The organism is Cobetia sp. D5 (assembly GCF_035666195.1).
GTDB classification, from domain to species: Bacteria; Pseudomonadota; Gammaproteobacteria; order Pseudomonadales; family Halomonadaceae; genus Cobetia; species Cobetia amphilecti.
On the sequence record NZ_CP142020.1, the window covers coordinates 3644707 to 3659462 of the forward strand.

The following is a 14756-nucleotide window of genomic DNA, read 5'->3' on the forward strand; positions in this document are numbered from 1 at the left end:
TCGCAATATGAATCATGCTGACCGATATGTCTCGATCCTGTCGCAATCCCGGCGTTTGCCTGCGCAAACCCCTTGGGTGTTATATGGTCAAGCCTCACGGGCAATTAGTACTGGTTAGCTCAACACATTGCTGTGCTTCCACACCCAGCCTATCAACCTTGTAGTCTTCAAGGGCCCTTCAGGAGGCGCAAGGCCTCAGGGAAGTCTCATCTTGAAGGGGGCTTCCCGCTTAGATGCTTTCAGCGGTTATCCCGTCCGAACGTAGCTACCGGGCAATGCCATTGGCATGACAACCCGAACACCAGAGGTTCGTCCACTCCGGTCCTCTCGTACTAGGAGCAGCTCTTCTCAAACTTCCGACGCCCACGGCAGATAGGGACCGAACTGTCTCACGACGTTCTAAACCCAGCTCGCGTACCACTTTAAATGGCGAACAGCCATACCCTTGGGACCGACTTCAGCCCCAGGATGTGATGAGCCGACATCGAGGTGCCAAACACCGCCGTCGATGTGAACTCTTGGGCGGTATCAGCCTGTTATCCCCGGAGTACCTTTTATCCGTTGAGCGATGGCCCTTCCATACAGAACCACCGGATCACTAGAACCTACTTTCGTACCTGCTCGACGTGTCTGTCTCGCAGTCAAGCACCCTTATGCTCTTGCACTCAATGCACGATTTCCAACCGTGCTGAGGGTACCTTCGTGCTCCTCCGTTACTCTTTAGGAGGAGACCGCCCCAGTCAAACTACCCACCATACACTGTCCTCGATCCGGATAACGGACCTGAGTTAGAACGCCAATGATGTCAGGCTGGTATTTCAAGGTTGGCTCCACCGCATCTGGCGACGTGGTTTCAAAGCCTCCCAGCTATCCTACACAGACAACATCAGCATCCAGTGTAAAGCTATAGTAAAGGTTCACGGGGTCTTTCCGTCTAGCCGCGGGTACACAGCATCTTCACTGCGATTTCAATTTCACTGAGTCTCGGGTGGAGACAGCGTGGCCATCATTACGCCATTCGTGCAGGTCGGAACTTACCCGACAAGGAATTTCGCTACCTTAGGACCGTTATAGTTACGGCCGCCGTTTACCGGGGCTTCGATCAAGAGCTTCGCGTGAGCTAACCCCATCAATTAACCTTCCGGCACCGGGCAGGCGTCACACCCTATACGTCCGCTTGCGCGTTTGCAGAGTGCTGTGTTTTTAATAAACAGTTGCAGCCACCTGGTATCTTCGACCGGTAAGAGCTTACGGAGCAAGTCCTTCACTCGAACCGGTGCACCTTCTCCCGAAGTTACGGTGCCATTTTGCCTAGTTCCTTCACCCGAGTTCTCTCAAGCGCCTTGGTATTCTCTACCTGACCACCTGTGTCGGTTTGGGGTACGGTCGCATGTGATCTGAAGCTTAGAGGCTTTTCCTGGAAGCGTGGCATCGATGACTTCCTGACCGTGGTCAGTTCGTCTCGCATCTCGACCTCAGAGGAACCGGATTTGCCTGATTCCTCGGCCTACATGCTTTCACCAGGACAACCAACGCCTGGCTCACCTAGCCTTCTTCGTCCCCCCATCGCAACCACATCCGGTACGGGAATATTAACCCGTTTCCCATCGACTACGCGTTTCCGCCTCGCCTTAGGGGCCGACTCACTCTGCTCCGATTAACGTAGAACAGAAAACCTTGGTCTTCCGGCGGGGGAGTTTTTCACTCCCCTTATCGTTACTCATGTCAGCATTCGCACTCGTGATACCTCCAGCAGACTTCTCAATCCACCTTCATTGGCTTACACGACGCTCCTCTACCGCTCATCCAGAGGATGAACCCGTAGCTTCGGTACCTGATTTAGCCCCGTTATATCTTCCGCGCAGGCCGACTCGACTAGTGAGCTATTACGCTTTCTTTAAAGGATGGCTGCTTCTAAGCCAACCTCCTAGCTGTCTGAGCCTTCCCACATCGTTTCCCACTTAATCAGGATTTTGGGACCTTAGCTGACGGTCTGGGTTGTTTCCCTTTTCACAACGGACGTTAGCACCCGCTGTGTGTCTCCCACGCTGCACTCACTGGTATTCGGAGTTTGCCTCGGGTTGGTAAGTCGGGATGACCCCCTAGCCGAAACAGTGCTCTACCCCCAGCGGTGATACGTGAGGCGCTACCTAAATAGCTTTCGAGGAGAACCAGCTATCTCCGGGCTTGATTAGCCTTTCACTCCGATCCACAGCTCATCCCAGCATTTTTCAACATACTTGGGTTCGGGCCTCCAATTGATGTTACTCAATCTTCACCCTGGCCATGGATAGATCGCCCGGTTTCGGGTCTATACCCTGCGACTGGTCGCCCAGTTAAGACTCGGTTTCCCTACGCCTCCCCTATACGGTTAAGCTCGCCACAGAATATAAGTCGCTGACCCATTATACAAAAGGTACGCGGTCACACCACGAAGGTGCTCCCACTGCTTGTACGCATACGGTTTCAGGATCTATTTCACTCCCCTCGCCGGGGTTCTTTTCGCCTTTCCCTCACGGTACTGGTTCACTATCGGTCAGCCAGGAGTATTTAGCCTTGGAGGATGGTCCCCCCATGTTCAGTCAAGGTTTCTCGTGCCCCGACCTACTCGATTTCACGTGACTCAGACTTCGACTACGGGACTATCACCCTGTATCGTCAAGCTTCCCAGCTTGTTCGTCTGTCAGTTGTCACGCTTAAGGGCTGGTCCCCGTTCGCTCGCCGCTACTTGGGGAATCTCGGTTGATTTCTTTTCCTCCGGGTACTTAGATGTTTCAGTTCCCCGGGTTTGCCTCTATAGGTTATGTATTGGCCTATAGATACTCACCTGATGGTGAGTGGGTTTCCCCATTCGGAAATCGTTGGGTCGCAGGGTATTTGCCACCTCGCCAACGCTTATCGCAGGCTATCACGTCCTTCATCGCCTCTGGCTGCCAAGGCATCCACCGTATGCGCTTAATCGCTTGACCATATAACCCCAAGGGGTCTGTCAAGGATTACGAATCTGTCGGACCTCTCCGACATATCGTTTTGATAGACATGCGCTTGGCGCACACATCTATCGTCAGCATGATTCACATTGTTAAAGAGCGGCTGTTCAGAGAACAGTGAGAAGCGCGCTCTGATGAGCACGCTTGCCACTGCCGGCTAAGCCAGCAATAAGATCAGGTAATTCGTTGTGAGCACTTGCCGCGAGCAGTAGACAGTGTCGATAAGGAGGTGATCCAGCCCCAGGTTCCCCTAGGGCTACCTTGTTACGACTTCACCCCAGTCATGAACCACACCGTGGTGATCGCCCTCCCGAAGGTTAGGCTAACCACTTCTGGTGCAGTCCACTCCCATGGTGTGACGGGCGGTGTGTACAAGGCCCGGGAACGTATTCACCGTGGCATTCTGATCCACGATTACTAGCGATTCCGACTTCATGGAGTCGAGTTGCAGACTCCAATCCGGACTGAGGCAAGCTTTATGGGATTGGCTCCACTTCGCAGTATTGCAACCCTTTGTACTTGCCATTGTAGCACGTGTGTAGCCCTACCCGTAAGGGCCATGATGACTTGACGTCGTCCCCACCTTCCTCCGGTTTGTCACCGGCAGTCTCCTTAGAGTTCCCGACATTACTCGCTGGCAAATAAGGATAGGGGTTGCGCTCGTTACGGGACTTAACCCAACATTTCACAACACGAGCTGACGACAGCCATGCAGCACCTGTCTCAGAGTTCCCGAAGGCACCAATCCATCTCTGGAAAGTCCTCTGGATGTCAAGGGTAGGTAAGGTTCTTCGCGTTGCATCGAATTAAACCACATGCTCCACCGCTTGTGCGGGCCCCCGTCAATTCATTTGAGTTTTAACCTTGCGGCCGTACTCCCCAGGCGGTCAACTTATTGCGTTAGCTGCGCCACTAAGTCCTCAAGGGACCCAACGGCTAGTTGACATCGTTTACGGCGTGGACTACCAGGGTATCTAATCCTGTTTGCTACCCACGCTTTCGCACCTCAGTGTCAGTGTCAGTCCAGAAGGCCGCCTTCGCCACTGGTATTCCTCCCGATCTCTACGCATTTCACCGCTACACCGGGAATTCTACCTTCCTCTCCTGCACTCTAGCCAAGCAGTTCCAGATGCCGTTCCCAGGTTGAGCCCGGGGCTTTCACACCTGGCTGACTTAGCCACCTACGCGCGCTTTACGCCCAGTAATTCCGATTAACGCTTGCACCCTCCGTATTACCGCGGCTGCTGGCACGGAGTTAGCCGGTGCTTCTTCTGCGAGTGATGTCTTTCCTCGGGAGTATTAATCCCAAGGCGTTCTTCCTCGCTGAAAGTGCTTTACAACCCGAAGGCCTTCTTCACACACGCGGCATGGCTGGATCAGGCTTTCGCCCATTGTCCAATATTCCCCACTGCTGCCTCCCGTAGGAGTCTGGGCCGTGTCTCAGTCCCAGTGTGGCTGATCATCCTCTCAGACCAGCTACGGATCGTCGCCTTGGTGAGCCATTACCTCACCAACAAGCTAATCCGACATGGGCTCATCCGATAGCGCAAGGTCCGAAGATCCCCTGCTTTCTCCCGTAGGACGTATGCGGTATTAGCCTGAGTTTCCCCAGGTTGTCCCCCACTATCGGGCAGATTCCCATGCATTACTCACCCGTCCGCCGCTCGACGCCTCCTAGCAAGCTAGGATCGTTTCCGCTCGACTTGCATGTGTTAAGCCTGCCGCCAGCGTTCAATCTGAGCCATGATCAAACTCTTCAGTTGAAAGCTTGATAGTCTGTTAAGCAGACCAAACTTGGTTCAGAGTCAAACTTCTCGTGAGAGGCTTGCTCCGATATTTGGTGACCTTGTCACCACTCATCGGCAAGCGCTCACACGAATTACCTGATCAAATTTTTAAAGAGCGTCGCTTTTAAGCGAGGAGGCATATTCTACCCGTAACGCTTGAGAAGTCAAGCACTTGATGATGAGTCAGTCGACTGCCTCTAAGCATCATCAAGCGGTGAGGAGCGTTGCTCGATCACCTGTTCCGTAAGGAGTGCGGCATATTCTAGCGAATCGCCCGGGATTGTCAATCGATGATGTCGAAGCGGACTTCAAAAACATCAAGCAAAACAATCACCTGCAAACCTCTTCCACCGCTGGCAACGCCATGCGTCCCCGGCAGCGGATGCGTACTTTACGCACGAACCGCCGTGAGGGCAAGGGCTTTTTGGCAGTAATGTCCAAAACAGTGCAAAGCGGGCCCATGCGTTTCTCTAGCGCCATCAGGACGACATCTCGAAGGGCATCACATGGAGCGCCCTATATACAGCCACTTTTCTATCAGCGCTTCCAGCGCCACCCCATCAAGCGCACCTTCCCCCCCCTCTCAACACGCTTCTTCGAAAACTTCCCTGCAAGACATGTGAGCCGCTGCATGCGCGACGGTATCGGCCAGCGCACTCTCTCGCCCCGCCGCCATCTGGCAGACACTGCCCACGATGATTAGGCACGGTGTCGGCAATGGATGCTCGGCCAGACGACTCACCATATTGCCGAGCGAGCCGTGCAGAGTCTGCTGCTCGGGAAGGCTGGCATTGGCGACCAGCATCATCGGCCAGTCCGCCGGCAGTCCATGACGCTGCAACTCATCACAGATCACCTCGAGACGATTGAGCCCCATATAGAAGAGAAGCGTTTCATCGCGACGCGCCAGCTGCTGCCATTCAGGCTGCTCACTCTTGCTGCAGAGCTGAGCGGTCACGAAACGCAGACGCTGTGCATGCGCCCTGTCCGTCAATGGCATCCCCAGGGCAGCGGCCGCACCGGAAGCCGCGGTGATGCCCGGCACGATATGACGCGTGATGGCCGCATCATCGAGGGCCGCGAGCTCTTCCCCCATGCGGCCGAAGACACCAGGGTCACCGCCCTTGAGGCGCACGACTCGCATGCCCTCACCTGCCAGGCGCACCATCAGCGCGCCGATCTCATCCTGCGGCACACTATGATTGCCGCAGGCCTTGCCGACGTAGTAGCGCTCACAGTGCACCGGTAGCTGAGCGAGAATCTCATCGCCGACCAGGCGGTCATAGACCACCGCATCCGCGGCATTCAGCATTCGCCAAGCCTTGAGCGTCATCAGGTCCGGATCCCCCGGCCCCGCGCCCACCAGCGCGACCTGCCCTGGAAGAAACGCCTCCCAGGCGGGAGAAATCCCGTTGGCATCGCTGCGCGTTGGCGCCTGCCGATTCTCGCCACGCCACTCGCGCCGCGACATCAGGCCGTCGGTCAGCCGTGCCATGAGAATCCCGAGAGACTCTGCACTGCTGGATAGCGACATCAGGTCACGCCATTTCCAACGAATCAGTCCGCTCATCGGATCGCTCCTCTTCCACAAGACGTTTGAGTTCAGGCAGGCAGGAACCGCAGCGAGTGCCGCAGGCCAGTCGCGCGCCCAGGGCTTCCACGGAACCGTCACCGGACTGGATGGCCTGGCGAATGGTCAGCTCGCCGACCTGATGACAGGCGCAGACCATCGCCCCGACATCCGCCTGCCCGGAGAGACGGCCGGCCAGCAGGCTGCGCCGCTCATGCGCGGAGAGCTGCTCTGATGCGAAGCATTCGCCCAGCCAGGCGATATTGGGTTGGCGATCGAGGTGTGCGTCACCCGGCATCACCTTCAGCCACCAGACAAGGCGTCCATCACGAAAGCCCGCTGCGCTGATGCCCCCTTGGGCGGCGTCCTGTGCCCAGAGCCCCGCCGGGACACCCAGATGGCTTTCGCACCAATGCTGCCAATCCGGCTGCCCCTGACCTGCCAGCTGGTAGCGCACCAATGCCGATTGCGGAATACGCGCCCAGTAGCGTCCATCGAGCTGGGCCACGGCATCTGCCAGATCCTCACGCCCGGCCAGGATGGAGGGGGCGATCAACAAGGTGGCTTGCCACTCGCATGGCAATGGAGCGACCTCGACCGCGCCATGCTTGGATTCCGGCTGACCGGAGAAGGGATCGACGAGCCCCGCCAGCAGCGCACCGGCTCGGGCATGACTCGCGAAGTGGTCGCTCCAGTGCATCGGAATGAACACCTCACCGCGACGCTGACCACTGCTGATGCGGACGCGAGCCCGATAATCTCCACGCAGCCCGCCCTGCTCATCACGCCCCTTGAGCTGCGCGAGACCGCCATCCTGCAAATCGCGAGCCGCCGCATCCTGCGGATGAAGCTCCACGAAAGGCTCGGCACGATGATTCATCAGGCGAGCACTGCGCGCGGTGCGCGTCATGGTGTGCCACTGATCACGGATACGCCCGGTATTGAGGCGCAGCGGCGCCGCATCGCTCAGCGCCTGTTGCGGCAATTGCGGTACCACGGGCACCAGGCGTGCGCGCCCATTGGGGGTATTGAAGGTGGCATCCTCGAACAGGCGCGGCGTGCCGATCAGCTCGCCCTTTTCCCCACGGCGTACCGGCCACTGGATCGGCTTGAGCGCGTCGTAACCCGCGCGATCCAGCTCCGCCAGCGGCGCGATGTTGAACAGCCGCTTGACCGAGGAGGTCGCCGATGGCTTGCGACCGGCCTTGAGACGCGGCGCAGAATTGCGAAACCCCGAGAGGCGGGCGTGCTCACGAAAGATCGCGTGGGGCCCCGAGTAGTCGAAAGCCTCCTGATAGCCCATGCGCTTGCCGACCTCCGCCAGCTGCCACCAGTCATGACGCGCCTCACCCGGCGGAGTGAGCAGGCCACGCTGGCGCGAGATGCAGCGCTCGGAGTTGGTGACGGTGCCATCCTTCTCGCTCCAGCTGCTGGCCGGCAGCACCACATCGGCGTACGCCAGGGTGTCACTGTCGGCCATGCACTCGGAGACGATCACCAGCGGGCAGGCCGCCAGCGCCGCACGCACTCGTGCGCTATCCGGCAGGCTCACCGCCGGGTTGGTCGCCATGACCCACAGCGCCTTGATCTCGCCACGCCCCAGCGCCGCGAACAGCTCGACCGCCTTGTGACCAGGCCCCTCGGGCAGGTTCGGTGCCTTCCAGAACTCGCTGACCAGCGCCCGCGCGCCCGGCGTGTCGTAATCCATATGTGCCGCCAGCTGGTTCGCCAGGCCACCGACTTCGCGACCGCCCATCGCATTGGGCTGCCCGGTGATGGAGAACGGCCCCGCCCCCGGCAGCCCGATCTTGCCGCCCGCCAGATGGCAATTGATGATCGCATTGCCCTTGTCGGTGCCACTGGTCGATTGATTCACGCCCTGGGAGAACAGCGTGACCACGTGCAACTGGGTGGCGAACCAGTAATAGAAGGTCTCGAGACGCTCCACATCGATATCGCAATCCCGCGCAATCGCGGAAAGCGAGCAGTCGTCACGCTTCGCCTGCTTGAGCGCCGCATCGAAACCCTGGGTGTGAGCCTCCAGATAGAGGCGATCTGTGCGTCCGCGCTCGGCCATATAGGCCAGCAAGCCATTGAAGAGGCGCGCATCGCTGCCGGGGCGAATGCCCAGATACAGGTCCGCGATCTCGCAGCTGTCGGTCAGACGCGGGTCGATCACCACGATACGCAGCAAGGGATTGTCGATACGCGCCTGCTTGAGGCGCTGGAACAGCACCGGGTGATTCCAGGCCAGATTGCTGCCGACCAGCACCACCAGCTCGGCACGCTCGAGATCCTCGTAGCTGCAAGGCACGGCGTCTGCTCCGAAGGCACGCTTGTGCGCCACGACCGCCGAGGCCATGCACAGCCGCGAATTGGTATCCAGGTGCGGCGTGCCGATGAAGCCCTTGAACAGCTTGTTGGCGAGGTAATAGTCCTCGGTCAACAGCTGCCCCGACAGATAGGCGGCGATGCTGTCCCCACCATGGGTGCTGCGCAGCTCACCGAAGCGAGCGGCGATCAGCTCCAGCGCCGTATCCCAGCTCACCTCTCGCAGCACGCCTGCGGCATCGCGTATCTGAGGCTGCGTCAGACGGCCGCTGGATGACAGTGTCTCGGCAAGCGCAGACCCCTTGACGCACAGACGCCCGTAATTGGCCGGATGGTCGTTGTCGCCGCTGACGGCGGTGATCCTGCGCTTGAGCTCACCGCCCTCCTGCGTCCGGGTTTCCAGCTCAAGTGACACGCCACACCCGACACCGCAATACGGGCAGGTCGTCGAGGCGCTGCAGGAGGAAGACTCACTTGTGCTCTGGGGCTTGCTGGCCTGCATCGACATCACTCCCTGGTGCAGTAAGCATGAAAAAAGGCGCCTGATGACCCGCCACGTAATGTGCGGTCATCAGGCGCCTTTGCCTGTCGTTGTCAGTCCTGGTCTGCCCTGCAGACTGACAATGGAACTGATGGTGAATACGATCTCGCCATGCCGATGGGTGCGCAATCTCGTCTTCGAGACGTCGACATGGCGTGCATGATTGAAGAGCCGCCGTTGGCCGGTTCGCGAGTCTCGCAACAGTGAAGCTTGCCGAGTCACGAACCCTCAATCAGGTATCACACCAATGACCTGACAGACGCACTTAACAGACCAACCCTGACCAATCATCATAAATAACAATTACTTGGCCGCCATAATCTACCGATGCAGGAGCCGAACAGCGCGAGACGGCCAGCGCCAGGCACTACTGACGCACCAGCCATGTGCATCAGCGCATGCGACTGCACCAATCCCTGCCTTGATGCCTCCCGCAACCGCGACCGACTCTGCCATGGCAGGACAGCGCCTCGAGCCTCTTCAACTGCAAGTGAATGAAAAATAGCGACTTTCTCTGAAGCGGCACCGAATTCGCCTGAGTATCGGCAGGTTGGGTCAATGACGACCCCGAATCGCAGGTCTCGCAGCGCATCACTCCGATGAGTGACATGCAGCAGCCAACGGTCCGCCAGACCTGCCGCAGTTGCGGGTGACAGCGACATCGTCACCTGAAGCTGCAACTCGCTATCCAATGCTTAGCCCTCATCTTCCAGGCAAAGGCGCCTGCTTGACGTCGTGATCATCACGGCGGCAAGCAGGCGCTTTTTTTATGCGTCCAGAACGTCAGCGCAAGGAGGCAGAATGCATCCGTCATCTACCACCCGCGAGCCTACGCCAGCACTGGTCATCATCGGCCACGGCATGGCGGCGCAGAAGCTGCTGGAACAGCTGGTCTCGCTGAGCCCTGATCAGCAGCTTCCCTGGCCGGTCACGGTGATCGGCGAGGAGCCCCACCTCCCCTACAACCGCATTCAGCTCTCGCCGCTATTGGCCGGCGAGACACGAACCGAAGGCCTGATCAGCCAGCAGGCCGACTGGTTCTCGCGGCACGCCATCACACGGATCAGCGGCGATCCCGTCAGCCAGATCGATCGCACCGCCCGCTGTGTCGAGACCGCCAGCGGTGGCCGCATCCCCTATCAGCGGCTGGTGATCGCGACCGGCTCACGGCCGGCGCTGCCCCTGCCTCTGCCCGCTCACCTGCCAGAGGCGTCGTCCGCCAATGGCTGGCCGCCGGGACTGATGGGCTTTCGCGACCTGAAGGATGTCGAGCAGATGCAGGCCGCCTGTCTTGCCGGACGGCAGGCGGGCGCCGGCGCACTGGTCATCGGCGGCGGGCTGCTCGGACTCGAGGCCGCCGAGGGCCTGCGCAAGGGTGGCCTTGAGGTGACGCTGTTGCAGCGCAGCGAGCGCCTGATGAACCGTCAACTGGATCAGGTCGCGGCCGGACTGCTGGAGCAGGAGCTTCGCGAGCGCGGCCTCGACATCATCACTGGCGCGCACCTCGAAGAGTGGCTCGAGTCCCCGGCGGGCCGCATCAGCGGCGTGCGCCTCACGGATGGCCGCGAACTTCACGCCGGACTGACCATCGCCGCCACCGGCATTCGCCCCGAAATCGAACTTGCGCGTGCTTCAGGGCTGGCCTGTCAGCGCGCCATCCAGGTCGATGGCCATCTGCTCACGAGCGATCCGCACATTCATGCGCTGGGCGAATGCTGTGAGGTGGATGGCGAGACCTTCGGCCTGATCGAGCCCATCTGGGCGCAGATCGAAGTGCTCGCCCGCCAGCTTCTCGCGCAACCGACTCCGCCCTATCGCAATGCGCCACTGGCGACGCGCCTCAAGGTCAGCGGCATCGACCTCTATAGCTGCGGCGAGCTTGCCCCCCAGCCGAATGACGAGGTGCTGGTCTATCAGGACCACGCCCTGGGCGACTACCGCCGACTGCTGCTGCGCGAGGAGCGCCTGGTCGGCGTGGTGCTCTACGGCGACGTCAGTGCCGGCAACGCCCTGTTCGAAGCGCTCAAGGCCGGCACGCCACTGGCCCGGATTCGCGAAGACCTCCTGCTGATGCCGGCAGAAGCCCTGGCAGGACTGACCCAGGACGGCCCGCCGACGGCGCCCGATGACCCCAGCGGCAAGCCGGGCACTCAAGACATGACAGACCAGCATCGTGATCGCGACACCACAGACAAGACCGACAACACCCCTGACACCTTCGAGGAGGCCGCATGAAACACCTGATCATCATCGGCAATGGCATGGTTGGCCATCACTGCGTCGAGCAGCTGATCGCACTGGGCGCCACCGCGCACTACCAGATTCATGTCTTCGGCGAAGAACGCCACATCGCCTACGACCGCGTGCATCTCTCGGAGTATTTCACCGGGCGTGATGCCGAATCTCTCGCGCTCGGCACCGCCGACGACTACCGCAAGGCGGGCGTCACCCTGCACCTCGACGAGTGTGTCACCGCCATCGACCGCGATGGCGGCCATGTCATCACCTCGCGCGGGCGCTACCCCTACGACAGCCTGGTGCTGGCGACCGGCTCGACCCCCTTCGTGCCGCCCATCCAGGGCCTTGGTGAGCCGGGAAGCGAGGCCGCCGCCAGCAATCGTCTGGTCTACCGCACCCTGGAGGATCTTGATCAGATTCGCGCTGCCGCCGATGGCAAGACACACGGCGTGGTGGTCGGCGGTGGCCTGCTGGGGCTGGAAGCCGCCAACGCCCTCAAGTCACTCGGCCTGGAAGCGCATGTCGTCGAATTCGCGCCACGCCTGATGCCGGTGCAGCTGGATGAGGATGGCGGCCTTGCGCTCAAGCAACACATCACTGCGCTGGGCGTGGGGGTGCACCTCAATCGCGCCACCACCGACATCGTGCCCGGCGAGCACCATCAGTGGCGGATGAACTTCTCCGATGGCGAGTATCTGGAGACCGACCTGATCGTGTTCTCTGCCGGCATCCGCCCTCAGGACGCGCTGGCACGCAGCGCCAGCCTCGAGATCGGCGAGCGCGGCGGCATCATCATCGATGACGAATGCCGCACCTCAGACCCGGAAATCTTCGCCATCGGCGAGTGCGCCCTGTGGCAATCGCGCATCTTCGGTCTGGTCGCGCCGGGCTATCAGATGGCCCGCGGCGTGGCGTCCCTGCTGGCCGCCAGCGCTGGCGATGCCGCAAGCGCCTCTCAGGAGAGCTTCCGCTTCCAGGGCGCCGACATGTCCACCAAGCTCAAGCTGCTGGGCGTGGATGTCGGTTCCATCGGTGACGCCCACGGCAAGACCGAGGGCGCGATCAGCTATCGCTACTGTGACGAGGCCGACGGCGTCTATCGTCGCCTGATCGTCTCGCAGGACCGCAAGCAGGTGCTGGGCGCGGTGCTGATCGGCGACAACTCGCGCTACGACACCCTGCTGCAGTACGTCACCAATGGCATCGCGGCGCCCAAGGACCCGGCGGCACTCATCCTGCCGGATGCCAGTGGCGAAGCCATCACGCTGGGCGCGGATGCCCTGCCCGACAGTGCCACGCTGTGTTCCTGCCACAACGTCTCCAAGGGCGATGTCTGCAGCGCCATCGATGCCGGCAACAGTGATCTGGGCGCCATCAAGGCCTGTACCAAGGCCAGCACCGGCTGCGGAGGCTGTGCGGCGCTGCTCAAGAAGGTAGTGGATGCCGAGCTGGAAAGTCGTGGCGTCGAGGTCGATCGCTCACTGTGCGAGCACTTCGCGCACACGCGTCAGGAGCTCTACTCGCTGGTGCGCGTCGAAGGCATCGAGACCTTCGCCGAGCTGATGGCCAGCCACGGCCGCCATCCGGATGCCCTGGGCTGCGAGATATGCAAGCCGGCGGTGGGCTCGATTCTGGCCTCGTGCTGGAACGCGCCGATCACCGAGTCCTCGCACATTCCGCTGCAGGACACCAATGACACCTTCATGGCCAACATGCAGAAGAACGGCACCTATTCCGTGGTGCCACGCATCCCCGGCGGCGAGATCACGCCGGACAAGCTGATCGCCATCGGCGAGATCGGCAAGCGCTACAACCTCTATACCAAGATCACCGGCGGTCAGCGTATCGACCTCTTCGGTGCCCAGCTGCATGAACTGCCGGACATCTGGAGCGAGCTGATCGCCGCCGGCTTCGAGACCGGCCACGCCTACGGCAAGTCCACCCGCACGGTGAAATCCTGCATCGGCAGCACCTGGTGTCGCTATGGCGTGCAGGACAGCATGGCGATGTCGCTGACGCTGGAAGACCGCTACAAGGGCCTGCGTTCCCCGCACAAGCTCAAGTTCGCCGTCTCCGGCTGCACCCGTGAATGCGCCGAGGCCCAGAGCAAGGATGTCGGCGTGATCGCCACCGAGAACGGCTGGAACCTCTATGTCTGCGGCAACGGCGGCATGCGCCCGCGTCATGCCGAGCTGTTCGCGACCGACCTGGATGACGAGAGCCTGATCCGCACCATCGACCGCTTCCTGATGTTCTACATCCGCACCGCCGACCGCCTGCAGCGCACCTCCGTCTGGCGCGAGGGCCTCGAAGGCGGCCTCGACTATCTGAAAGAGGTGATTCTCGAGGACAGTCTGGGGCTCGGCGAGACCCTCGAAGAGCAGATGCAGCAGGTGGTGGACCGCTACGAATGCGAATGGGCCAATGCGCTCAAGAGCCCCGAGAAACTCAAGCGCTTCCGCAGCTACGTGAATGACCAGCGCCCGGACCCTGACGTGGTCAATATCGTCGAGCGCGACCAGATTCGCCCCGCCAGCCGCGATGAACTGGCCAGTGGCAATCTGATCATCAGCGACGGTGGCGCCCGCGAAGCAGTGGCAGAACATCAGTCAACGACCCACCTGGCCACGGAGGTACGCTCATGACATCGCCTGCACTCGCCACGACATCTACCGATCCGCTCTCCAGCCCGTCCTCTGCAACACAGGACACCTCTGCCGCGGCACAGACGCCGCTACGCTGGGTGACACTCTGCCAGCGCGAGGACCTGGTGCCGGGCTCCGGCGTGGCCGCCTGGCTTGAGGCGGACGGCCAGGTCCGCCAGATCGCCCTGTTCACGCTGCCGGCCACAGCCGACAGCGACGACCTCACGCTGTTCGCCATCGACCATCATGATCCGGTGTCAGGCGCCAACGTGATTGCCCGTGGCCTGCTGGGTGATCACGCCGGAGAGCCACTGGTGATCTCGCCACTCTACAAGCAGCGCTATCGACTCAGTGATGGCCAATGCCTGGACGACGACACACTCGCATTGACGGTGTGGCCTGTGCGTCTGGCTGGCGGCGAGGTACAGATACAGTGCCAGCGGGCAGACGATGCCTGCTAGCCAAACCCGCTATCCACACCCGCTATCCACACCCGCAAGCCACATAAGTTATTGATGACGTACGGATATGCTCGAAAAACGGCACGCATTTGGTGCACAACCATGCTGCAACGCACCATGAATCGCCCAACAGCGCGCACGGCTCGACTCATCTGACCGCCACCTGGCAGCCCACAAACAGGCACCAATACCT

Annotated in this window: 5 protein-coding genes and 2 rRNA genes; 3 read left to right on the forward strand and 4 right to left on the reverse strand. The window is 60.6% G+C overall.

Annotated features, from left to right (window positions below):
- Nucleotides 1-83: 83 nt before the first annotated feature.
- The 4 genes from U0O11_RS15100 to U0O11_RS15115 all read right to left on the reverse strand — a co-directional run bounded on the left by U0O11_RS15100 (nt 84) and on the right by U0O11_RS15115 (nt 9180).
- Nucleotides 84-2969, reverse strand: a 23S ribosomal RNA gene (locus U0O11_RS15100).
- Nucleotides 2970-3212: 243 nt separating this feature from the next.
- A 16S ribosomal RNA gene (locus U0O11_RS15105) occupies nt 3213-4753 on the reverse strand.
- The 16S and 23S rRNA genes sit together here, the layout of an rRNA operon.
- A 607-nt stretch (nt 4754-5360) precedes the next feature.
- On the reverse strand, nt 5361-6347 hold the full coding sequence (cobA, locus tag U0O11_RS15110) for a uroporphyrinogen-III C-methyltransferase (RefSeq protein ID WP_324690622.1): 987 nt from the start codon (nt 6345-6347) through the stop codon (nt 5361-5363).
- Entirely contained in the window at nt 6316-9180 is a 2865-nt protein-coding gene (locus U0O11_RS15115) for a molybdopterin-dependent oxidoreductase (protein WP_279837390.1), read from the reverse strand. Before U0O11_RS15115 ends, cobA begins: the two co-directional genes overlap by 32 nt.
- Before the next feature lie 840 nt (nt 9181-10020).
- Here U0O11_RS15115 and U0O11_RS15120 point away from each other — a divergent pair.
- From U0O11_RS15120 to nirD, 3 genes are read left to right on the forward strand one after another with little or no spacing between them, the layout of a single operon-like run.
- Nucleotides 10021-11454: an NAD(P)/FAD-dependent oxidoreductase gene (locus U0O11_RS15120; protein WP_279837389.1), complete on the forward strand. Its 1434-nt coding sequence runs from the start codon at nt 10021-10023 to the stop codon at nt 11452-11454.
- Nucleotides 11451-14102, forward strand: a complete 2652-nt coding sequence (gene nirB, locus U0O11_RS15125) for a nitrite reductase large subunit NirB (protein ID WP_279837388.1) — start codon at nt 11451-11453, stop codon at nt 14100-14102. The genes U0O11_RS15120 and nirB overlap by 4 nt, the downstream gene beginning before the upstream one ends.
- Nucleotides 14099-14563: a nitrite reductase small subunit NirD gene (gene nirD / locus U0O11_RS15130; RefSeq protein WP_279837387.1), complete on the forward strand. Its 465-nt coding sequence runs from the start codon at nt 14099-14101 to the stop codon at nt 14561-14563. Before nirB ends, nirD begins: the two co-directional genes overlap by 4 nt.
- The last annotated feature ends 193 nt before the right edge of the window (nt 14564-14756 follow it).

Excerpts from the sequence above, each read along its gene's own strand:
- nirD (WP_279837387.1), top strand. The coding sequence starts at position 14,099 with ATGACATCGCCTGCACTCGCCACGACATCTACCGATCCGCTCTCCAGC.
- U0O11_RS15120 (WP_279837389.1), top strand. The coding sequence starts at position 10,021 with ATGCATCCGTCATCTACCACCCGCGAGCCTACGCCAGCACTGGTCATC.
- U0O11_RS15115 (WP_279837390.1), bottom strand. The coding sequence starts at position 9,180 with ATGCAGGCCAGCAAGCCCCAGAGCACAAGTGAGTCTTCCTCCTGCAGC.
- cobA (WP_324690622.1), bottom strand. The coding sequence starts at position 6,347 with ATGAGCGGACTGATTCGTTGGAAATGGCGTGACCTGATGTCGCTATCC.
- nirB (WP_279837388.1), top strand. The coding sequence starts at position 11,451 with ATGAAACACCTGATCATCATCGGCAATGGCATGGTTGGCCATCACTGC.